The sequence below is a fragment of the Diplocloster agilis genome, from assembly GCF_019042275.1.
GTDB lineage: Bacteria > Bacillota > Clostridia > Lachnospirales > Lachnospiraceae > Diplocloster > Diplocloster agilis.
The window spans coordinates 15099-37718 of record NZ_JAHQCW010000054.1 but is presented as its reverse complement, the minus strand read 5'-3'; the positions used below and the strand labels follow the sequence as shown (position 1 = coordinate 37718).

The 22620-nt window shown below is 47.2% G+C and carries 24 protein-coding genes and 1 pseudogene; 22 read left to right on the top strand and 3 right to left on the bottom strand.

What is annotated here, in order from left to right; genetic code table 11:
• The first annotated feature begins 207 nt into the window (after positions 1-207).
• From KTH89_RS22305 to KTH89_RS22225, 17 genes are all read left to right on the top strand, one after another.
• Positions 208-1056, top strand: coding sequence for an SAM hydrolase/SAM-dependent halogenase family protein (locus KTH89_RS22305; RefSeq protein WP_238723161.1), 849 nt, complete (start codon positions 208-210; stop codon positions 1054-1056).
• Between the two features lie 85 nt (positions 1057-1141).
• On the top strand, positions 1142-1804 hold the full coding sequence (locus KTH89_RS22300; protein ID WP_158343198.1) for a site-2 protease family protein: 663 nt from the start codon (positions 1142-1144) through the stop codon (positions 1802-1804).
• 51 nt (positions 1805-1855) lie between these two features.
• Positions 1856-2758, top strand: coding sequence for an SDR family oxidoreductase (locus tag KTH89_RS22295; protein ID WP_158343279.1), 903 nt, complete (start codon positions 1856-1858; stop codon positions 2756-2758).
• 36 nt (positions 2759-2794) lie between these two features.
• The gene (locus KTH89_RS22290) at positions 2795-3475 is read left to right on the top strand and encodes a response regulator transcription factor (RefSeq protein ID WP_158343196.1); all 681 of its coding nucleotides are present in this window, start codon (positions 2795-2797) and stop codon (positions 3473-3475) included.
• Entirely contained in the window at positions 3472-4467 is a 996-nt protein-coding gene (locus KTH89_RS22285) for a sensor histidine kinase (protein WP_238723160.1), read from the top strand. Before KTH89_RS22290 ends, KTH89_RS22285 begins: the two co-directional genes overlap by 4 nt.
• A gap of 81 nt (positions 4468-4548) precedes the next feature.
• A complete protein-coding gene (locus KTH89_RS22280) occupies positions 4549-4986 on the top strand; it encodes a hypothetical protein (protein ID WP_238723159.1) in 438 nt (145 codons plus the stop codon).
• Between the two features lie 147 nt (positions 4987-5133).
• The gene (locus KTH89_RS22275; protein WP_158343191.1) at positions 5134-5625 is read left to right on the top strand and encodes a CarD family transcriptional regulator; all 492 of its coding nucleotides are present in this window, start codon (positions 5134-5136) and stop codon (positions 5623-5625) included.
• 200 nt (positions 5626-5825) lie between these two features.
• Complete coding sequence (locus KTH89_RS22270) at positions 5826-6038, top strand: cold-shock protein (RefSeq protein ID WP_158343188.1); 213 nt, start codon at positions 5826-5828, stop codon at positions 6036-6038.
• 273 nt (positions 6039-6311) lie between these two features.
• Positions 6312-7079 (top strand): ABC transporter ATP-binding protein, encoded by a 768-nt coding sequence (locus KTH89_RS22265; protein WP_238723158.1) that lies wholly within the window; start codon positions 6312-6314, stop codon positions 7077-7079.
• The gene (locus KTH89_RS22260) at positions 7072-9060 is read left to right on the top strand and encodes an FtsX-like permease family protein (protein ID WP_238723157.1); all 1989 of its coding nucleotides are present in this window, start codon (positions 7072-7074) and stop codon (positions 9058-9060) included. The genes KTH89_RS22265 and KTH89_RS22260 overlap by 8 nt, the downstream gene beginning before the upstream one ends.
• Positions 9061-9154: 94 nt before the next feature.
• Complete coding sequence (locus tag KTH89_RS22255; RefSeq protein ID WP_238723156.1) at positions 9155-9364, top strand: zinc ribbon domain-containing protein; 210 nt, start codon at positions 9155-9157, stop codon at positions 9362-9364.
• A 118-nt stretch (positions 9365-9482) separates the two neighbouring features.
• Positions 9483-10157: a DUF3298 and DUF4163 domain-containing protein gene (locus KTH89_RS22250; protein WP_238723155.1), complete on the top strand. Its 675-nt coding sequence runs from the start codon at positions 9483-9485 to the stop codon at positions 10155-10157.
• Between the two features lie 286 nt (positions 10158-10443).
• The gene (locus KTH89_RS22245; RefSeq protein ID WP_158343177.1) at positions 10444-10917 is read left to right on the top strand and encodes a sigma-70 family RNA polymerase sigma factor; all 474 of its coding nucleotides are present in this window, start codon (positions 10444-10446) and stop codon (positions 10915-10917) included.
• Between the two features lie 16 nt (positions 10918-10933).
• On the top strand, positions 10934-11881 hold the full coding sequence (locus tag KTH89_RS22240; protein WP_238723154.1) for an RsiV family protein: 948 nt from the start codon (positions 10934-10936) through the stop codon (positions 11879-11881).
• Positions 11882-12305: 424 nt separating this feature from the next.
• Positions 12306-14054: an ABC transporter ATP-binding protein gene (locus KTH89_RS22235; RefSeq protein WP_238723153.1), complete on the top strand. Its 1749-nt coding sequence runs from the start codon at positions 12306-12308 to the stop codon at positions 14052-14054.
• A gap of 125 nt (positions 14055-14179) precedes the next feature.
• Complete coding sequence (locus KTH89_RS22230) at positions 14180-14710, top strand: MarR family winged helix-turn-helix transcriptional regulator (RefSeq protein ID WP_238723152.1); 531 nt, start codon at positions 14180-14182, stop codon at positions 14708-14710.
• Positions 14667-16058 carry an MATE family efflux transporter gene (locus KTH89_RS22225; RefSeq protein ID WP_238723151.1) on the top strand — a complete coding sequence of 464 codons (1392 nt, stop codon included), beginning with the start codon at positions 14667-14669 and terminating at the stop codon, positions 16056-16058. The genes KTH89_RS22230 and KTH89_RS22225 overlap by 44 nt, the downstream gene beginning before the upstream one ends.
• Here KTH89_RS22225 and KTH89_RS22220 read toward each other — a convergent pair.
• Positions 16006-16926, bottom strand: coding sequence for a LysR family transcriptional regulator (locus KTH89_RS22220; protein WP_238723150.1), 921 nt, complete (start codon positions 16924-16926; stop codon positions 16006-16008). The two genes, KTH89_RS22225 and KTH89_RS22220, sit on opposite strands and share 53 nt — an antisense overlap.
• Before the next feature lie 136 nt (positions 16927-17062).
• Between KTH89_RS22220 and leuC the strand changes: the two genes are divergently transcribed.
• The 3 genes from leuC (at position 17063) to KTH89_RS22205 (ending at position 19609) form a co-directional block, all read left to right on the top strand.
• Positions 17063-18325 carry a 3-isopropylmalate dehydratase large subunit gene (leuC, locus tag KTH89_RS22215; RefSeq protein ID WP_158343166.1) on the top strand — a complete coding sequence of 421 codons (1263 nt, stop codon included), beginning with the start codon at positions 17063-17065 and terminating at the stop codon, positions 18323-18325.
• Between the two features lie 14 nt (positions 18326-18339).
• On the top strand, positions 18340-18828 hold the full coding sequence (leuD, locus tag KTH89_RS22210) for a 3-isopropylmalate dehydratase small subunit (RefSeq protein ID WP_238723149.1): 489 nt from the start codon (positions 18340-18342) through the stop codon (positions 18826-18828).
• A gap of 241 nt (positions 18829-19069) precedes the next feature.
• Positions 19070-19609 (top strand): DUF6323 family protein, encoded by a 540-nt coding sequence (locus KTH89_RS22205; RefSeq protein WP_238723162.1) that lies wholly within the window; start codon positions 19070-19072, stop codon positions 19607-19609.
• A 453-nt stretch (positions 19610-20062) separates the two neighbouring features.
• Here the strand turns inward: KTH89_RS22205 and KTH89_RS22200 are convergent, their stop codons facing one another.
• Both KTH89_RS22200 and KTH89_RS22195 read right to left on the bottom strand, forming a co-directional pair.
• On the bottom strand, positions 20063-20803 hold the full coding sequence (locus KTH89_RS22200) for a tyrosine-protein phosphatase (RefSeq protein ID WP_238723148.1): 741 nt from the start codon (positions 20801-20803) through the stop codon (positions 20063-20065).
• Between the two features lie 102 nt (positions 20804-20905).
• Positions 20906-21469, bottom strand: coding sequence for a hypothetical protein (locus KTH89_RS22195; RefSeq protein WP_238723147.1), 564 nt, complete (start codon positions 21467-21469; stop codon positions 20906-20908).
• A 264-nt stretch (positions 21470-21733) separates the two neighbouring features.
• On the opposite strand from KTH89_RS22195, the pseudogene KTH89_RS22190 reads away from it, so the two are divergent.
• Positions 21734-21940: pseudogene (locus tag KTH89_RS22190) on the top strand (GNAT family N-acetyltransferase); the annotation flags it as partial.
• An 11-nt stretch (positions 21941-21951) separates the two neighbouring features.
• Positions 21952-22620 carry a nitroreductase family protein gene (locus KTH89_RS22185; protein ID WP_238723146.1) on the top strand — a complete coding sequence of 223 codons (669 nt, stop codon included), beginning with the start codon at positions 21952-21954 and terminating at the stop codon, positions 22618-22620.

Below are 22620 nucleotides of genomic sequence, written 5' to 3'. Positions count from 1 at the left end.
AGACACTAAGGAATCCGGCTGTCCGGAGCATCCCGGCCCTTAAGCAGCGGGCATACCCAAACCCAAAGAAGAACCCAATCTGAATGTACAGGCCCCGGCTGCGTTTTGGAGAGCGAAAGCCATTGGCAGGAGGAAATGGGGATTGAAGTTTTTCGGAAGATAGGGTATGCTAGGAAAAATAGGTTTACCTGAGAGGAGTACGATATCATGAAACCGATTCTGGTTTTTCAGACGGATTTTACTTATAAGGAGGGAGCGGTTTCCTCCATGTATGGCGTAGTGAAAAGTGTGGACCGGGAGTTGGAGATTATGGATGGTTCCCATGAGCTGCCCAAGTTCGATACGTGGAGCGCCAGCTACCGGCTGTATCAGAGCCTGCAGTTTTGGCCAAAGGGGACGGTCTATGTATCTGTGGTGGACCCCGGGGTGGGGACCGGAAGAAGGGCCTGCGTGGCCCGGACGGTGGACGGGTATTATATCGTGAGTCCGGATAACGGGTCTTTGACGCATGTGAAGAAGTGGATCGGGATCGAAGCGGTAAGAGAGATCGATGAGACGGTGAACCGTTTGAGAGGGAAAGGTACGGAAGGTACCAGCGTGTTCCACGGACGGGATCTGTTTGGCTATACGGCGGCCAGGCTGGCCAGCGGAGTGATTGATTTTGAGGGCGTAGGGCCGGAGTACCCGGTGGAGGAGATCGTGGAGCATCCGATTCTGGAACCGGAGGCAGAACAGGGCAAAGTGAGGGGGATCTTTGAGATCGATGACCCGAATTTTGGCAATCTCTGGACAAACATCCCTTACAGAGAATTTGAACAGGCCGGATTTCAGTACGGAGACCGGGTCGGTATGACAGTCTGCCGCGATGGAATCGAGGTGCTAAAAGAGACGGTTCCGTTTGAAAAGAGCTTCGGATATGTGGAAAAGGGAAGTACGCTGATCTATACGAACGAATTGATGCGGATCGCGCTGGCGGTCAGCCAGGGCAGTTTTTGTGAAAAGTACCAGATGGGTTTTGGACCGGAATGGACGGTAGAGTTCAGCCGGATAGATTAAAAAAAGGAACGCTCCCGCGCGGCCGGACAAGTTTTTGGCCGCTTATGATGCGGCATAAGAGGGAGCAAGGAGGATATAAGGAATTATGAGAGGATTAATCAGCAGTCCTGCGGAACTGCTTTTCGCATTGGTCTATACACTGCCGGCGGTCTTGCTGGCGGTATCGCTTCACGAGTTTGCGCATGGCTACGTCTCCTATAAACTGGGAGATCCGACGCCGAAAAGCGACGGAAGGCTGTCGCTGAATCCGTTTCACCATCTGGATCTGATCGGTACTTTGTGCCTGCTAGTGTTTCATTTTGGCTGGGCGAAGCCGGTTCAGGTAAATCCCAGGTATTATAAGAATCCAAAGGCCGGTATGGCGGTCACGGCGCTGGCGGGGCCGATTATGAATTTCCTGACTGCGTTTGTCGGCGTGCTGGGAATGGGTATCCTTTATCGGGTGACCGGCGGATACGGCGGAAAAGTGCTGCAGTATTTTTTTAATCTGTTTCAGTATATCGCGATTATCAATATCGGCCTGGGCACTTTTAACCTGATCCCGGTTCCTCCTCTGGACGGGTCGAAGGTTCTGGGGGCCGTATTGCCTTCCAGAATTTATTTTAAATATATGAAGTATGAGCGTTACGGCTCCATTATACTGATTGTCTTATTATTTGTGGGCGTTTTATCCATACCGTTAAATTTTGTCCAACAGGGAATTTTCAGCGGAATGTGGAATATTATGAGGCTGATCGTTGGTATTTGACAGAATCAGGCGCATATAATCTATAGAGTGTTGTTGTAGAGGATGAGGAATATGTATCCGGTCTATGATTATATGGGCAGTAAAGAAGTATGTGAGGTTGTACACAAGACGTTTCCCCCGCAGCATCAGGACAGCCAGCCTGGGTTTGAGTATCTGATGAGTCCGCCGCCGATATCCGCACCGTTTGGAGACGTTGGACGCAGGCGCCTGGAAGGAAGAACGGCGGTTATCACCGGAGGGGACAGCGGTATCGGTCGGGCGATTGCCTATGCCTTTGCGGTGGAGGGAGCCCAGGTGCTGATCGCATATCTGGATGAACACCAGGATGCGAAGAAGACGAAAAGGATCATCGAGGAGATAGGCGGCCACTGCGAGTTATCCGCAGGAGACTTGGGGCGGCCCGAGGTGGCGGCGATCGTGGCGGAGGCTGCTATGGAACATTTCGGATCTATTGATATCCTGGTAAATAACAGCGCTGTGCAGTTTTTAAAAGACAGTATCCTGGATATCAGTAAGCAGCAGCTGGAGTTAACCTTTCAGACCAATGTTTTTTCGTATTTTTATATGATACAGGCAGCGCTGCCTTATATGAAAAGCGGAGGGGTAATCATCAATACCGCATCCGTGACCGCGTTTGCGGGGGAACCAAGGCTTCTGGATTACAGTGCCACAAAGGGGGCGGTTGTTTCACTGACCCGGTCTTTGGCGCTGTCCCTGGTTAAGCAGGGAATCCGGGTAAATGCGGTATCTCCCGGCCCGGTGTGGACGCCGCTGATTCCGTCTTCTTATTCTGCCGCGGAGGTGGAAACCTTTGGAAGCGGCACGTCGGGGGTGCCTATGGGGCGGGCTGCACAGCCATTTGAGATCGCCGCTTCCTATGTATTTTTAGCTTCGGATGAGTCCAGATATATGTCCGGGCAGATTCTACATCCAAATGGAGGAAAGATTGTCTGAGAAAAACAGTGAAAAGACTTAAGAGGAGGGATAGCTTTGTACCGGATACTGATTGTGGAAGATGATAAAACCATAGCGGATACGCTGACGGAGCATCTGTGCAAATGGGGATATGACGCGAAGGCTGTGGATGATTTTGACCAGGTTATGGAGATATTTACCGCGTTTGATCCACAGCTGGTTTTGATGGACATTGTGCTGCCGTTTTATAACGGATACCACTGGTGTTCTCAGATACGCAGCATTTCCAAAGTTCCGGTCATCTTCCTGTCCTCCGCCAGTGATAATATGAATATTATTATGGCGGTCAATATGGGAGGGGATGACTTCATCGCCAAGCCCTTTGATCTGGACGTGGTCGTTGCGAAGATTCAGGCCATGCTCCGCAGGACCTATTCATTTCAGGGGCAGGTGAGCATACTGGAACATCGGGGGGCGGTTCTCAATCTTGGAGATGCCAGCCTGACCTTTGAGGGACAAAAAACGGAGCTGACGAAGAATGATTTCCGGATTCTGGAAGTCCTGATGTCCCAGAAGGGGAAGGTGGTATCCCGGGAAGACCTGATGAAGAAGCTCTGGAACGACGACTGCTTTATCGATGATAATACGCTGACGGTGAATGTCAACCGGCTGCGCAGAAAACTGGATGAGATCGGACTGAACGATTTTATCGCAACGAAAAAAGGAATTGGATATATGGTGGGAGAAGAACAATGATATTCTGGGCTTATATCAGGGCGCGGGTGAAGAGTATCGCCTGTATGGCGGTGATTCTCATTATTTTTGGAGTCGTCTACTTTCTGGCGGATATCCAATTGGACATTTATCTGTACAGTCTGCAGCTGAGCGCCGCGTTTCTGTTGATCGCGGCAGGGGTGGATTACTACCATTTTCTGAAAAAACATCAAAGCCTGGCGGAATTCTTTGAACTGCCGCACCCGGAGCTCAGGCAGCTGCCGGCAGCGGCGGATATTCTGGAGCAGGATTATCAGGATATTCTGGAACGCATGATGCGGATCAATAAAGAATTGGTCACCCGGAGCGATCAGACCTATACGGACAGCAGGGAATACTATATGATGTGGGCGCACCAGATTAAGACGCCACTGTCGGCCCTGAAGCTCTTGCTGCAGTTAGAGGGAAACTTAAGCGAGCGGGGGGAGCTGGAGCAGGAAGTATTTAAGATCGAACAGTATGTGGAACTGGCGCTTCAATACGTCCGTCTGGATCATATGGAAAATGATCTGGAATTCAAAGAATATGACCTGAAAAAACTGGTCCGGCAGACGGTGAAAAAATATTCGGTTATTTTTATCAATAAAAAGCTGTCCATAGATATGGATGGAGTTTCCGGCAAGGTTCTCACAGATGAAAAATGGCTGTCCCTGATTCTGGAGCAGCTCCTTTCCAATGCCCTGAAATATACGAACCAGGGAGGAATCCGCTTCTATATGGAACCCGGACAGGAGAAGACCTTGGTGATACAGGATACCGGCATCGGAATCCGGGAAGAGGATGTGCACCGCATTTTTGAGCGCGGGTTCACCGGATATAATGGGCGTATGGATAAAAAATCTACAGGAATCGGCTTATACCTGTGTAAAAAAGCGGCGGACCAGCTGGGCCACAAAATCCATATAGAATCAAAGGTTGGAGAGGGTACCAGGGTTATGCTGGATTTGAGATCGGATAGGTTAGAAATATTTTAAAGGATAGCTGAAACTTTTTTCTGATCAATATCGTCTAATATGTGTAAACAAAATAAAGCAGGAACAAAAGGAGACGATATTATGAAGAAATTAATCGCAGTTTTAGGAATTACGATGTTAATGGTAGGAGCAATCACAGCATGTGGTTCTAAAGATGACAATAAAGGCGCAGAGAACCCGCAGCCGACTGAGACACCGGCGGCAGCGCCGGAAGCTTCCCAGGTACCGGAGACGGCAGCCCCTGAACAGGGAGAAACCGTAAACGGCCAAGACGGCGCTGATCAGGCAGACGGATCGGCTGCACAGGAAGAGAAGACTTTTACAGGTATCGTGAGTCAGGTAAAGCAGGGAATGCTGATCACGGTGGCGAAGGAAGATGACTCGGCTGCCTATACCTTTGGGCTGGAAGGCGACGTTACGGCAAAAGACGGAGATAAAGTCAAAGTGACGTATAAAGGCGGCAACCTGGAAGATATGGAAGGCAATCTGGTGGCGACGAAGATTGAAGTATTGAAGTAGGAAAGTTGAAGGGAAAATTGAAGTAGAAGGAAAGATTAGCTTTTCTCGGAAAAATGTGCTATAATAAAAAAGCAGCTGGCTATTTCGATTACCGGAAGGTTGTCGAAATAGCCTTTTTCTTTTAAGCAATGGAAAGTAGGGATGTAAATGTTTCAAATCAACGATGTGATAGTTTATGAAAACGGTGGCGTATGTAGGATAAAAGATATCGGCGTACCGGAATTTCTCCATACGGATATCCAATATTATACCATGCAGCCGGTCTGCGACATGGGCCGGACCATCTATGTGAAGACAAAAGATAATAAGGCATATATGAGAACGGTCGTCTCCAGGGACGAGGCGGAAGAATACCTGACAGAGCTGCCGGCCATGCCTGATCTCTATAATGAAGACGACAAGATAAGAGACAAAGAATTTGGCAAGATATTGAAATCCTGTGAATGCGCCCGATGCTTTCGGATGTACAAGGGAATCAGCAATGCCCAGAACCGCAAGATCTCGAGCGGGAAGAAATTGAATATGAACGATGACCGTTATCTGCACAAAGTGGAGGAGCTGCTGTCGGCGGAGTATTCCGTGGTATTTCATATATCTTTGGACCAGGCAAAAGAGAAAATCAGCAGCGCTCTTCAATAAGAATTTACGAATAAAAACTTATTGATAAAAAATGTGACAATATGTTGACATTTTAAACCGGCTGTGTTATAGTAGCTTAGTAATCAATTTGAATCTGAAAGCTGGCCGGTATTTGTAAGTCATTCTTTTAATGATTTACAAATACCGGTCAGTTTTTTTATACACAGATTGATACAAATATAAAAATGGAGGTACTGTCAATGAATAACGGTACGGTAAAATGGTTTAACTCACAAAAAGGATTTGGATTTATCACAGACGATAATGGTGGAGACGACGTGTTTGTACACTTTTCCGCAATTGTATCCGATGGTTTCAAAAGTCTGGAAGACGGACAGAAGGTTACTTACGATACAGAGGTAGATCCGAAAGACAGCAGAAAATTAAAAGCTGCTAACGTACGTACAGCATAAGTTTTATCAGAATCAAAACAAATTATCCAAAGCCACAATATCCGATGCTGAGTAGAATCAACCATTTGAATATTTGTATCATTGTATAATTTTAAAAGTTTTGCGGGGCAGGCCTTAGGTCTGTCCTGTTTTTTGTTTCATAGAATTCGACTTCTTACCTTACAAAAGTGTAAGATTAAACGGTAAAAATGTAAGTGGAAACCATGGCATAAATGCTATAATTTTTTTATACTTAGTCTATCATCTAAAGTGAATTCAAGGAGGAAACATGTGATGTCATTGTTGGAAGTTCATAATCTGAAAAAAATATATACGACCAGATTCGGCGGCAACCAGGTACAGGCCCTCTCCGACGTATCCTTTACGGTAGACCAGGGAGAATATGTGGCCATTATGGGGGAGAGCGGTTCCGGTAAGACGACGCTTTTAAACATCGTCGCTTCCTTGGATAAAGCCACCAGCGGCCATGTGGTGTTAGACGGAATGGATCTGTCGAAAATCAAGGACAAAGAAATTTCCACATTCCGAAGAAAAAACCTTGGGTTTGTGTTCCAGGATTTTAATCTGCTGGATACTTTTTCGATTCAGGACAATATCTTTCTTCCGTTAGTATTGGCCAGGAAACCCTTCGAGGAGATGAAAAAACGGCTGGACCCGATCGCAAAGCAGCTGGGGATCACAGATATCCTCCAAAAATATCCCTATGAGGTGTCGGGCGGCCAGAAACAGAGGGCTGCCGTGGCGCGTGCTTTGATCACCTCGCCGAAGTTAATCCTGGCCGATGAACCGACCGGAGCGCTGGATTCCAAGGCATCCATGCGTCTTTTAAATATATTTTCGGAGCTTAATCAGGCAGGGCAGACGATTCTCATGGTAACCCACAGCACACAGGCTGCCAGCCATGCCGGCCGTATTATGTTCATCAAGGACGGTATCGTCTTTAATCAGATCTACCGGGGCTCCATGAGTAATGACGAGCTGTACTCCAAGATTTCCAGTACGCTGACGGTGCTGGCTACAGGAGGTGCTTCTGATGAGTAGGTTTTTCTATATCCGGATGGCCCTGACCAACCTGAAAAAGAACCGGCAGACATATTTTCCTTACCTGCTGACCTGCATCCTGACGATTTGTATGTTCTTTATCTTTCAGGTGCTGGCTTATAACGACGGGCTGAATCATATGGGCGGCGGCAAGGATATGGCTGTGATTCTGGGAACCGGGTCTTACATCATCGGTATTTTCGCCGTCATTTTCCTGTACTATACGAACAGCTTTTTGATCAAACAGCGGAAAAAAGAGCTGGGCCTCTACTGTATCCTGGGGCTTGAGAAGAAACACGTGGCCCGTATCCTGGCCTGGGAAACGATTATGACGTATCTGTTCTGCATGATCCTGGGGATCATCAGCGGCTTTGTCCTGGGAAAACTGGTGTTCCTGGTCCTGCTTAAGCTGGTTAATTTAAAGGTTTCTCTATCCTTTGGATTAGCGCCTAAGGCGCTGTTATCTTCCATGACCTTATTCCTGTGTATCTTTGGGCTGAATCTGGTGACCAATATTTTCCATGTCCGCATGGTAAATCCCATTGAACTGCTGCGAGGAGGAAATAAGGGGGAAAAGATTCCGAAGGTATCCTGGTGGCTGGCCCTGGTCAGCGTGATCTGCCTGGGAAGCGGTTATTATATTGCCATTGTCACCCAGAATCCGATGGAGGCTTTCGCCAAATTCTTCCTGGCCGTGATTCTGGTCATTGTGGGGACCTATGCGTTGTTCACAGCGGGCAGTATCGCCTTATTGAGGGTACTGAAAAATAATAAGAAATTCTTCTATAAGCCGAAAAATTTTATTGCTGTATCCGGCATGGTGTACCGGATGAAACAAAACGCGGTGGGCTTGGCGAATATCTGTATCTTAAGTACAATGGTCCTGGTTATGATCGCCGGGTCCGTCTCCTTGTACGTCAGCCAGGAGAAAACTATCCGGTACCGGTTCCCTCATGATCTTCAGGTTAACAAGCTGGAGAGCGTAGAACAGATAGCGGGAATCGACCGTATTCTGGAGGAAATGACGGCGGATTCTAAGGTCAGCGTTGCGGATGAATTCTATTTTTCTTACCAGGATATTTATACCTACAAGGAAGATGGAAAATATGTGAATGCAAATGAGGGCATGTATGGTAACTATGTTACGATGGATTCGGTCCAGCAGAGTTCATTTACCATCATCCCGTTAGAAGATTACAACCGGATTGAGCAAAAACAGGTGTCTCTTATGGATGATGAAGTGCTGGTATTCAGTATCAAGGATTCTGTCAAGGGGAATGTGCTGCAGATCGGTGAAGAGGAATTCCGGATACAGGAAAAATTGGAAACTTCCATTCTGGGCAAAAAAGATCCCTATGCAATTTTTGATGAGAATATTCTGATCGTGAAGGATAAGGAGGCCGGGGAACGGATTTGCCGGGCAGCCGGTTTGCAACCGGAAGTTAACGGCTGGACCTTGGAATGGAACTGTGATATCGATGGAAAGAAGGATGATTGTGTTGATTTTTCTTATGCTTTTGTTGACCGGGTTCATAATGAGATATCTTCCGGCTATGTGGATTCTATGTATACTTCCTTGAGCGGCTGGTATATATCCTTTGGCGGGATTTTGTTTATCGGTATTTTCCTGGGTATCCTCTTTGTTATGGCTGCGGTTTTGATTATCTACTACAAGCAGGTTTCCGAAGGCTACGAGGATCATGAACGCTTCCTGATTATGCAGAAGGTCGGCATGAGCCACGATGAAGTGAGATCCAGTATCCGCAAGCAGGTATCCATGGTGTTTTTCCTGCCCCTTATTGTGGCCGTCATCCATGTCATGTTCGCATTTCCGATGATCAGCAGACTCCTGGTTATGTTTAATCTGACGGATATCCGGCTGGAATTTATCTGCACCTGCGTCACCGTCGTAGTGTTTGCGCTGGTCTATTCGCTGGTATATATGAGGACGGCTAAAGTTTACTATCGGTTAGTCCGGTAGACATGGGGTTTCTTTTTGAAGGATTCTTTGGTAAAATGATGGTGTTACGTGAAATCGTTTGTTACCATGGAGGTTCAGTCAGGAGGACAGTGATATGGAGAAAGTGCAATATGTATGCCCAAAATGCGGGTGCCGGCATTATGAGAGTGACCAGTTTCAGGCTACCGGTGGGAATTTTGCCAAGATTTTTGATGTTCAGAATAAAAAATTTGTCACGATCAGTTGTACGAATTGCGGATATACGGAACTATATAAGGCTAATAACTCGGAGGGCTGGGATATACTGGATTTCCTGATGGGATGACGGCGATACCGGAGCGGCTTTAGGACAGGGATTCGGCTTTTGAAATTCAGGGCCTGTATGAATACATGAGCGGATGGCGGCATATGATGGAGTAATGTGATATATATGGAAGGTAAGTATGCAGAGAATTTTCGATCATGTATTAGAGGATACTATGAAGCAGGATCATACGCCGATTTTGAGTTACACGATACATTATCCGGAGTTTACTACGGATTGTAATCAACAAGCGGCGGAGAAAATCAACCGGTATTATGAGCAGCAGGCCCGTACCCTGGAGGAATACTGCAGGAATAAATTGTTCCAGGACGCGGTCAGTGAACTGGAGTTTGACGAGAAGAATCATTTTCCTGCGATTACCTATGAGGTGCTTGTGGAGTATGCGGTAACCTTTAATCAGAGGTGTATAACCAGTCTGTTTACGGACCAGTATATGTTTACCGGCGGGGCGCACGGAACGACGATCCGCCGGGGCGATACCTGGGATTTTCAGAATGGAAGCCGGATTCCCGTTTCCGCGTTTTATCCGCCGGGCGCTGATTTCCGGAGTTGTATTTTAAAGGTGGTAAACGCTCAGATCAGGGAACGGCTGAAGAAAATGCCGGGTACTTATTTTGATGACTACGAAAAGTTAACGGATGAAAATTGGAATGCCAGGGATTTCTATGTGACGCCGGACGGACTTGTGGTATTTTTTCAACAGTATGAGGTGGCTCCGTATTCCACAGGAATGCCTCAGTTTTTTCTGCCCTTTGAAAAGAGGGGGAGGCGGAAGGGCTGTTCCGATTGTTAGTCAGAAAAGAATAAGCAGCATAAAATTGACAGAAAAAGTCAGAACCGGGACCGGCGATAGAAATCGCCGGCCCCGGTTTTTTGCGGCCTTTTCAGTTTGGACGGCAAAGAGTATGATGTAGAGAGAGGTTTTAATCAGACAGAAGCAGCTTTTGAAAAATAAAAAGAAAATGTTTTAGAAAAAATAAAAATCTTGAAACTTTTTGTAAAACCGGTACGTCTAAAAGATGTAAACAAAATAAAGAGAGCAAATTTAAAAATAGAACGACAGGAAAGGGGTGTGAAGGTTGCGAAAGAAATCGATGGATGAAGAGATTAAGGCTCTTCTGCTTAATAATTACGAGAGTTACTATCGCTTAGCCTACAGTTACGTGAGAAATCAGGAGGATGCCATGGACATCGTTCAGGAGAGCGCCTACCGGGCAATAAAGAACAGCTCCTCCGTCAAGCAGGCGGAATACGCAGCGACCTGGGTATATCGGGTGGTAATCAACACGGCGCTTGATTTTATCCGCAAGAACCGGAAAGAAACCGTTGGGATCGAGGACGTGGATTCTGCGCACGAGGACCGCTATATGGATTTTGATGTTTGGGACAGCCTGGAAAAACTGGATGAGAAGGACAGAACGATTATTATCCTGCGTTACTTTGAGGACCGGAAGTTGGAAGACATCGCCCGGATTATCAATGAAAATGTGAACACGGTGAAAACGAGGCTTTACCGGGCGCTGAAAAAATTAAAGATTGAGCTTGCAGGATAGAAAAGGAGGGATAGACATGAAATTCGAAGATATCAATTTAGAGGGACAGGAACGGTTAAACGAGATGAAAAATGATTATGAGAAATGCGAGGTGCCATTAGAATTGAAAAATAAAATAGAAGAATCCATCAACAGAGCAGAAAAAGAAAAAGGGCGTTCAAAGGTAATCCATTTTGTAAAGGGCGCAGGGATGACCGCAGTAGCCGCGATGCTGGTACTGACCATCCTGGTAAATACCAATCAGAATGTGGCCATGGCCATGTCGGAGGTTCCCGTGCTGGGCAGCATCGTCAGGGCGGTTACTTTCCGAACCTATCAGGAACAAAGCGAGAATCATGAGGCAAATGTAAAGGTGCCCAATGTTGTGGTAAATCCGGAGGAGACCGAGAATCCGGCGAAAGACAAACTGGAAGAAAGCACGAAGAAGATCAATATGGACATCGAAGCCTATACGAATAAGCTGATCGAAGAGTATAAATCGGATATTGAGTCCGACGGAGAGATCCACAAAGGATTGGATATCGACTCCGAGGTAATAAGGGACGATGACAGACTGTATATTATTAAGCTGTGGGCAGTGGAAACCATGGCCAGCGGAGCCCAGACCGAGCGCTATTATACACTGGATAAAACGACGGGTGAACAGGTAACCTTCCCGGGGCTGTTTAAGGATGGGGCAGATTATGTTAAGGTTATCAGTGAAAATATTAAAGAGCAGATGCGTGAACAGATGAAGAACCCCGATGACGGCAAGATCTATTTCCTGGATGACCCGGACGCGCCGGACGACGCCCAGTTTACTGAGATCAAAGCGGACCAGAATTTCTATATCAATGACCAGAATAAGCTTGTGATCGTCTTTGACGAGTATGACGTCGCTCCCGGCTATATGGGAATGTGCTACTTCGAGATACCGACAGATGTACTGCAGCCGCTGTTAAAGGACAATGAATTAATTAAATAGGACGTGCCGCCAAAGGATGCGGACCGTTAGCGCTGGAATCCGCTAAGTGAAATCGAAAAGCCGGATTCAGGAACCGAGCCTATTCACCAGGAACACCTGACGTGTTCCCGGTTCAGAGGCTCTTGCCCGTCGGACGTGAAGTCCGCCGTGCATCCTGAATCCGGCTTTCCGATTTCACAAAGCGTATTCACAGCCGCCCTATGCGCTCCAAGGGAGATACAAAAGAACCGGCTGCCCGGAGCGTCCCCGTATACCGCCCGCGGTTCCAAGCCGTAAGCGGCGGCCATACGAGGCCTCCAGGAAGAACAGGTAAAAAAGAAATGACGATATGAAAGTAGCATGATATAATATGCATAAAGCCAGACGGAAAGTCTCCTATACCAAAAAAGAAGGATATTCAAACTAATTATCAAGGTATTCTACTATGAAACAAACGGTAAAAAAATTATATAATTTGCTGGATTTCAGGCAAAAGTTAAACTTTATTTTTATATTGATTATCATGATTTTTTCTGCAGGTCTTGCACAAATTACTCCTAAAGCAATCGGCTGGCTTACAGACGATATTTTTTCGCAAGAACAGATTAGTTTTGATAAAATTGTACCTATTTTACTGCTGATCTTAGTCGTTAATATTATAAATCAACTTATCATCATATTACGCAGGATCATGGTTGAGGATACCGCAACTCAAACGGAGAAAAAGGCGCGTGGTATTGTCATTTCATCATTATTAAAGGCAAGTCTTAAATATTTCAAAAACAATATGACTGGTAATATTCATGGAAGATTAAACCGTTGTCTGGAGGGTACCATCAAATTAGAGAAGCTTATTTTCATGGATTTTGCTCCGGCGATTTTTAATAGTATTGGAGCAATCATTGTCATTTTTATTACCCTGCCTGCCTATCTGGCGTTGCCTACTTTGCTTGTAATCCCGATTGGAATCGCAATCGTTTTTAGACAAATCAGTACACAAAAAGGTATTCGTATTGAATTATTGGAAACGAAAGCATCTATGGACGGCTCTATCGTTGAACTGTTGAATGGTATTGAAGTAATAAGAATGAGTGACAGTAATACGATTGAAGAAAAACGCTTTGATGAGAAATCTGAATTTTTAAGAAATAAAGAAATGAAACATCATTATCAAATGGCGAAATATGATAGCTTCAAATTTTTTAACGAAATATTTTTTACCGTGCTGATGATTGGCGCTTCTTCTTATTTGGCGACCCGGCAAATAATAAGCGTTGGTTCGATTTTAACTTCTTATCTGTGTTTTTCACAACTGATTAAACCGCTGGAAGAACTACACAGGATATTAGATGAGTTATCGGAAAGTTTAATTTTGGCAGAAGATTTTTTTAAAATGACTGAAATACCAAATGATTTTTCTTATTCGATCCCCGAAAAGAACGGAATTAATGAAAGCATTTTTCCCTTACATATGATTGACATAGTTCATCTAAACTTTTCTTATGATGAAGAAACAGTGCTTACCGATATAAATCTTTCCATTGATAAAGGTTGTTTTTTAGGGATTGCAGGCCCTAGTGGCGGTGGGAAATCATCGCTGATCAAGACAATTTGCAAACTGGAAAAAGCAAAGGGAAAGATATATATTGACGGAAAGGACATCGATGGTTTATCAAGAAAAGAAATTGCAGATATTATAGCACTGGTTCCTCAAAATCCTTTTTTGATTGCAGGTACATTATATGAAAATATTTGTTATGGACTGGAAGATGAACCAACCTTAGCGGAAATCAATGAGGCGATTAAAAAAGCAAATCTTTATGATTTTATAAATTCTTTGCCGGACAAGCTTTATACAATGATTGCAGAACACGGGAATAATTTATCTGGGGGACAAAAACAAAGGATTGCGATTGCCCGTATCTTTTTAAGACAACCTAAAATACTGGTTTTGGATGAAGCGACGTCCGCATTGGACAATACATCAGAAAAACAGATCCAAAATGAAATAGAAAAGCTAAAAGAAGAAAATCAGATGACAATCATATCTATTGCCCATAGGCTTACTACACTTAAAAACTGTGATAATATCATTGTTGTAAATCACGGAAAAATCGTTCAGTCCGGCAGATATGATGAGTTGGTTGAAACGGATGGTATATTCAGTGATATGTATTATGGGAGATTAATGTAGCTGACTGTCCTTTTCATGTTTACACTTAAAAAGAGATAGAAAAGATTGACAGAATTGCGCCTCTTTGCTATACTAAATCAGTCTGATATCGGACTAATTATAAGAGAAAGTGTGCGCAAGGGAATATGGATCAGGAATTAACGGAGCAGCTGAAAAGATTTTATACGCTTTGGCGGGAGACCGATGCGATTTATGAAGACTGGGCAAAGAGACATGGGATCTCTTATTATGAGCTGCTGATATTCTTCTCACTGTGGGAGAACGGGGAAGGCTGTACGCAAAAGGAGATCTGCGGCCAGTGGATGCTGCCCAAACAGACGGTAAATTCGATTTTACAGAATTTGTGGAAGCGGGAGATGGTCAATTTTGCAGTTATGGAAAAGGACAGAAGAAATAAGAAGGTAACCCTGACAGATTCCGGGAAGCGTTTTGCAGACGATATGATTTGCAAACTGCAGCAGTTGGAAAAGAGAGTGCTGCAAAAGATGGGCCTGGCGCAAAGGGAAGCCCTTCTGCAAAGTACGGATCTGTTTAACCGGCTTTTCCGGGAGGAAGGGGAGGCGGTTGAACAAATAAATAGTGCGGCCATTTCGATAAGTGGAAATTCTAAAAGTGGCAAAGAATGCGGGAACGGAGGAAACCATGGAAATCCGTAAGAACTTTTTTCGATGTGTGATCCCTTCCATGCTGGCTTTTGCCCTGTCGGGGATCTATGCGATTGTAGATGGATTTTTTATTGGAAATAAGATCGGGGACTTTGGCTTGGCCGCGATTAATATAGCATATCCGCTGACGGCTCTGATCCAGGCGGTCGGAAGCGGGATCGGTATGGGAGGCGCCATTTTATATTCGATCTGTGAAGGGGCGAAAAAAACAGAAGAGAAGAACCGTTATTTTAAAGTGACATCGCTGCTGCTGGCGGGGGTCAGCCTGCTTCTCATGGGAGGGCTGGCCATATCTGCGCCTGCGGTTCTGCGCATGTTCGGAGCGGTGGGAGAGATCTATCCGCTGGCCCTTGCCTATATCCGCTTTATCATCTACGGCGCGTTTTTCCAGGTGCTCAGCACAGGGCTCGTGCCTTTTCTGAGAAATATGGGCGGTGCGGTCCTGGCTATGGTGGCTATGATATCCGGCTTCCTTACGAATATTCTGCTGGATTACCTGCTGGTGTGGCGCTTTCCCTATGGTATGGCCGGAGCGGCGTTAGCCACGGTAATAGGCCAGGCGGTAACCTTCGCGGTGTGCCTGTGCTTCCTTCTGGCTCGGAGGAACAGCCTAAGAAGCAGAATGGGTAAAGGCTTTTGGGGCTTGGCCAAAAGGGTGCTGCTGATTGCGCCTTCTCCGTTTGGCCTGGCGTTTGTTCCGAATATCACGCTGATACTGGTCAATAAAAGCGCGGTATTATACGGGGGAGAGGCGGCAGTAACCAGCTATGCGGCGGTCAGTTATATATCCTGCGTGGTTCTGCTGCTTCTGCAGGGAATCAGCGACGGATGCCAGCCGCTGATGAGCCTGTATTACGGGGAAGGCGACGGAGCTAAGACTGGCCGGGTAAAGAGGATCGCCTATCAGTTCTCGGCGGTTACGGCCCTGTTCTGTATGGTTCTACTTTATCTGGTGAGGAATCAGGCGGCTGTTCTGTTCGGGGCATCCGATCAGACGGTGGCAAGTGTCGGGGCAATTCTTCCGGTATTTTTGATCGGTTATCTCTTTGCCAGCTTTTCCAGGATCACGGTATCCGCATTCTATGCGACCGGGAAAGACAAAATGGCTTACCTGTTGATCTATGCCGAGCCGGTTTTTCTTCTGGTCCTTCTGCTGATTCTGCCTGAGCGGCTGGGGATCGGCGGAACCTGGGTATCTGTGCCTGTTTCCCAGCTTCTCATTATGCTGCTCAGCCTGTTTTTCCTGTATCGCGGGAAATATCCGGGAAAAACGGGAGCGGGGCTTTCTATTCGGAAATGGAAAAACAGGAGGAGTCCGGGCTCTGGTAATAATGGATGAAATGCTCCATTGACTGGGAGCAATGGCGGTTCTTCATATAGGCGAAACCAATTTCACGTTTGTGAATGGGAATACCAAGAGGGATCTGTATGAGCTTTTTTGCTTCCAGCTCCGGATGGACGAATTCCCGGATGACGCAGGCGATGCCCAGACCGATTTTTGCGAATTCAATCAGCAGATCCAGGGTGGTAACCTCCAGCAGGTTATGAACCTGGATTTTGTTCTCCAGCAGATAATCGTCGATATACTGCCGGGTCATATTTTCCTTGTCCAGCAGCATGAAGGTGGCGGCTTCTAATATATTCGGACCGGAATTTCCGCTTCGCAGCTTCAGATTGTCCATATAAGAGGCCGTTGCCACGAAGATATCCTCGATCTCCCCGATGGGATAGAAATGCAGCGGCTTGATATTATCCGGTTTTCCGATGAGGCCCACGTCGATCCGGTTTTCCTCCAGCAGGCGCAGCGTTTGGTTGGTAGACTGACAGGTGATGGAGATCTTGATGTGGGGGTACAGCAGAATAAACTGCTGCAAATAGGGAAGCAGCACATATTTGCACAAAGTGGTGCTGACGCCGATGCGCAGCTGGCCGATTCCCAGGGTGCCGGCCAGTTTTAACTGGTCCTCCGCGTCGGAGAGGGTGTCGAAGGCGGAACGGACATGCTGGTAGAGCAGCTGCCCCTCCTCCGTGAGCGTGACCCCTCTGGAGCTTCTGTTGAACAGGACTACGCCCAGGGAATCCTCCAGCTTTCGGATGGATTTGCTGATGGCAGGCTGGCTGATGTAGAGTTCCTTGGCCGCCTTGGAGATATTGCCGGTGGAGGCCACCGTATAAAAGGTTTTATAGCTGGAGAGAGACTGATCCATGAGTTCTCCTTTCTATATAACTTAAAGTTATAATAAATATTCATAATATGTATTTCTATTATAACAGATTCTATGCTAGAATAACAATCAGAAAAACAGCAGTTCAATATTAGAAAAACGAATGGAGGCAGATACCATGGGTATGACAATGACACAGAAAATTCTGGCCGCTCATGCGGGACTTCCCGAAGTGAAGGCGGGACAGCTGATAGAAGCAGATTTGGACCTGGTGCTGGGAAATGACATCACTTCTCCGGTAGCCATTCATGAAATGGATAAAATGACCGTGGACGGAGTGTTTGACAAAGATAAGATCGCGCTGGTTATGGATCATTTTATACCGAACAAAGATATCAAGTCGGCGGAGCACTGTAAATGCGTGAGAGAATTTGCCTGTAAGCACGAGATCACCAACTATTTTGACGTGGGGGATATGGGGATCGAGCACGCGCTGCTGCCGGAAAAAGGGTTGACCGTGGCCGGTGACGTGGTGATCGGGGCGGACTCCCATACCTGTACATACGGCGCGCTCGGAGCCTTCTCCACAGGTGTCGGAAGCACGGACATGGCCGCCGGCATGGCTACAGGGAAATGCTGGTTCAAAGTGCCCTCCGCTATCAAATTTGAATTGACCGGAAAACCTTCTAAATGGGTCAGCGGAAAAGATGTTATCTTACATATCATCGGTATGATCGGCGTAGATGGAGCGCTTTACAAATCCATGGAGTTTACCGGCGAGGGGATCCGCTACCTGTCCATGGACGACCGGTTTACCATAGCAAATATGGCCATCGAGGCCGGAGGGAAAAATGGAATCTTCCCGGTGGATGAGGCGGCCGAGGCATACATGAAAGAACACTCCAAACGTCCATACAAGATTTATGAAGCGGATGAGGACGCGGAATACGAGACGGTCTACACCATCGACCTGGCAGCGTTAAAGCCTACGGTAGCGTTCCCGCATCTTCCGGAGAACACGAAGACGATCGATGAAGTGGGCGACGTGAAGATCGATCAGGCAGTGATCGGTTCCTGCACCAACGGCAGAATGGAAGATCTGCGCATTGCCGCCAAGATCCTGGAAGGCCGGAAGGTGGCGAAAAATGTGCGCTGTATTATCATTCCCGCTACCCAGAAGATCTATCTGCAGGCCATCGAAGAGGGGTTAGTGCAGACCTTTATCAAAGCGGGAGCGGTGGTCAGCACGCCTACCTGCGGCCCTTGTCTGGGCGGTTATATGGGCATTCTGGCAGCGGGAGAACGCTGCATCTCCACCACAAATCGGAACTTCGTAGGACGTATGGGACATGTGGATTCGGAAGTGTATCTGGCCAGCCCGGCCATCGCCGCGGCCAGCGCAGTAACCGGAAAAATCTCAGGCCCCAGCGGGTTAGAATAAGGAGGAACGGATCAATGAAAGCGAATGGTACCGTATTTAAATATGGCGACAATGTGGACACCGATGTCATTATCCCGGCCAGATATCTGAATTCTTCAGATCCGGCCGAACTGGCGACTCATTGCATGGAAGATATCGATCAGGAATTTATAAAGAAAGTGCGGAAAGGGGATATTATCGTGGCCAACAAGAACTTTGGCTGCGGTTCCTCCAGAGAGCATGCCCCGATCGCGATCAAGGCGGCCGGAGTGAGCTGCGTAATCGCAGAGACCTTTGCGAGAATCTTTTACCGCAATGCGATTAATATCGGCCTGCCGATTATCGAATGCCCGGAAGCTGCGAAGGGGATCGACGCCGGAGACGAGGTCGAGGTGGATTTTGACTCCGGTATGATTTATGATAAGACTAAGGGGACGAAGTTCCAGGGCCAGGCTTTTCCTGAGTTTATGCAGAAGATCATAAAGGCGGAAGGACTCATCAACTACATTAACAACAGAGGTTAATAAGCGGGGTTTGCAAGCTGACAGGGGACCCCATGCGGAAGATAAAAAATTCCCGGAATGTTGTATATAAAACATTTCCGGGAATTTTTATGTATCTATCATACCATAATTTCACTAAAAAATCAAGAATGGTAAAGCCGGTGGGAAAGAGGTATACTGTCATTCTGAGCAGCTGTGAAGAAAATGAAAGCATGCGGGCGGCAGCACGGATGTAAAATGGAAGGCAAATGGGGTGAAAAACATGGAGTGGAATCTTTATGCGTCTGCGACACCGGCCATGATCAAGAAAGAAGCAAGCGGCCTGGTCGCCAAAAACGAGACCACGGGCCGGTTCGGCCTCTCCCTGTCACAGGAGGAAGCGGGAGAACTGGTAGAGAGTAAGAATACCACGCTGAGGAAATATCAGAGAATCGAATTGGGGGAAAGTATTCTGGGGAAACTGATCGAAGTGTTCTGTGATTCCCCGTATCTGAATCAGGAAAATTATTTGCCGACACTGACACGTCTGCAGGAAGTTTTCTATCTGTACAAAAATGAAACCCAGGACGAACTGACCGACGATGAGCTGCTGACCTTTATGAAGGAGCAGTTTGATCACGTGTGTATGGGGGATACAAAATACCTGGCGGAAACCTGCCTGGAACGGTTCGCCCAGGCCGTGCGGGCCGGCTACCGGGGATACCGCGGCAGCGGCGGGGAGAATGAATACAGCCGGTTTGACGAAGAGACCCGCTGGGACAAGGACTTGTATATGGATGTGGTAAAGGAGTTGTTCTGGTAAATGCCGGAAAAAAGGAAGTTCTTCCCCGGGTTTGGGTATGCCCGCTGCTTTTGATTGGGGGCTGGGGATTGCTGAGGTATCCGGGTATGCTCCCGATGGCCGGGTTCTTTTGTGCCTCCCTGGGAGCGCGGAGGGCTTATGCTGAGGCTCCGCTAAGTGGAATCAAAAAGCCGGGCTCAGGAACCGAGCCTATTCACCAGGAACACGTGATGTGTTCCCGGTTCAGAGGCTCTTGCCCGTCGGACGTGAAGTCCGCCGTGCATCCTGAATCCGGCTTTCCGATTCCACTAAGCGGAGACTCAGCCGCCCTATGCGCTCCCAGGGAGGCACAAAAGAACCCGGCCATCGGGAGCATACCCGGATACCTCAGCAGTCCCCAGCCCCCAATCAAAAGCAGCGGGCATACCCAAACCCGGGGAAGAACGGTGTGGTACCGGCTGGAAGTGCTGGTTTTTAACGCTGTGTCAGGCAGAGCTTTTTCAACTGATCCAGTTCCTCCATAGTCAGCCCGTTGCGCAGAAGATAATCGTTCAGGTCCAGTTCATGGATATATTTCAGTAGGCTGGTCATGGTTTCAGGATCTGATTTCAGCATGGGAAACATGTGCTCCATACCGGGCATTTTTTCCATCATGCGGTTGATTCCCCGATGGTTCAGTGTGTAGGAAATCTGGTAATCGGCGGTGATGTCTTCTTCGGAGACACCCAGGCAGGTGAGCAATAGGGCGGCCAGAGTGCCGGTCCGGTCTTTCCCGGCGGTGCAGTGGAATAGGACAGCGCCCTGGGAAAGGCCCCGGATCAGGGTACGCAGCGCAGCCGCAATCAAAGAACCGTTATTTTTTACCATCAGGCGGTATCCTTCTTCCAGGCTCTGGGTGAAGGCGGCAAGGGCGGAGGCTTCGATATCTCCCATGGAGATCTGTTCTTCCTGAAGGGGACAGTGATAGTAGCGGATCGGCTCCGGAACCTGTTCCGGCTGCTCCTGCGCCTCGGATTTGCTTCGAAGGTCAATAACCGTGCGGATTCCGGCGGCTTTTAAGATGTTCCATTCCTTATCGTCCAGCCCGGACAGGCTGTCCGCCCGGTACAGGACATTCCAACGGGTATAAGAACCGTCCCGGGTTTCATAACCCCCCAGATCTCTTACGTTAAAGGCGTGCTGCAGACGAAGTCTGCGGATAGGATAGACGGACATATGTAAATACCTCCTGTTTGTTAGAATTCATTGTTTTTAATACAACTATTCTATTCTAACACAACAGGGGATTTTAAACCATAACATGTATGAAACCATGGATTAAAAATTGATTCCGGAGATACCAAGCTCGCCGGCTTCATTGTAGCTGCTGGTGATGGAGGGCTGATCGTAGTCCGTGCACAGGGTAATCCCGGACAGGGGTACGGTGACGGTATCCAGATCGCATCCGGTAACCGAAGCGACCATCGCGTCCGTAAATAGTTTTTCGGGATCTAAAGCCAGAAAAGCTTCTTTGGTCTCAATGACCTGCCCTTCCTCCCCAAGATCCACGTAAAGAGGGTAGTTGCATAGATCGGAAAGAGCCTGCAGATCTTTCGATTTTACGGCAGCGATAATTTTTTCGCAAAATTCCTTCTGGCTGTCGGTCAGCGATGGATTGGAAAATTCACCGTCAGGGGATGACGCAGCCGGAGTGGTGTCTGCAGGACCGGCGTCGGTTATATCAGAGTCAGGGGCAGGAGTTTCTGCTGCCGGGATCTGCTCCGGTGTTGGAGATGCGCCGGATGGAGCGGCCTCCGGGGCGGAAGGGCCGGATGGGCTGCCACAGGCAGCAAGTGTCAGGGTGAGAAGAATTGAGATAATGATTAAATTAAGTTTTTTCATATATACCTCCTGCAGCGCGTATCTGGCGCTGTAAATTCTGCGAAAAATAGACGGTGGAACCTTTTTCGCTTACACGGAAGAAATGCATGAAAGATTTTATTCAACACATTTTTCCTTTTTATTTATAGTTACATTCTATGTTACCTAATAGATAGATGCACCGGCCGGTGAAAAAGTTTGAAATTCCGTTAAATATTTTTTGATATTACGCGTCATGTTTGACATATTCTTAGACAAATATTAGAATGAACGAAAACGGAGTGGGACGGTTACTATTTTGGAACAATTACGGAAATGCTGGTTCTGCCGGAGTATCAGAAGCAGGGAATTGGCAGTGAACTTCTAAGGCTTGCCGGAGAGCATACGCCGACCATGCTGTATTTTGGCGCGCAGCCGGGGGCGGAAGGCTTCTATGAAAAAAATGGATGCCAAAAGAGCCTGCAATCCTATGAAATAAAAAAGAAAAGATAAGGAGGGCATTTATGACAACAAAAGAGGCAATGTCAGCTCGTCATATGGTGCGCAAGTATACCGGGCGCAAAATACCGCGTGACGTGGAAGAACAGCTTATGGAAAGAATTCATCAGAATAATGAAAAATGCGGCTTGAGTATGAGGCTTGTAACAGATAATGCGGATGCGTTGAACATGTTTATTAAACTGGTTTTAGCGAAAGGCGTCCGTAATTACATTGTTCTTGCCGGAAAGAATTTCGAAGATGTGGATGAAAAGCTTGGATATTGCGGCGCAGATGTGATGCTGTTTGCCCAGACGCTGGGATTGAATTCATGGTGGGTCGGCGGGACTTTCAGCAGAAGCGGTGTGAAGAAGAATGCCGGAGTGGCGGATGACGAGAGAATTGCGGGTATCATTGCCATTGGATATGGTGCGACACAGGGTATCCCCCACAAATCGAAAAGACCCGAAGAGATCAGCAGCTATGCCGGAACGGCGCCGGATTGGTTTCAAGAGGGCGTCGGCGCAGTTTTGCTGGCCCCCACCGCATTGAATAAGCAGGCATTTAACATACGCGGGGAGGGCAATAAAGTATCCATGACATGTGACAATGGAATTTATACAGGGATTGATTTGGGGATCGGCAGGTATCATTTTGAAGCCGGCGCAGGGAAGAATCATTTTGAATGGGTGTAA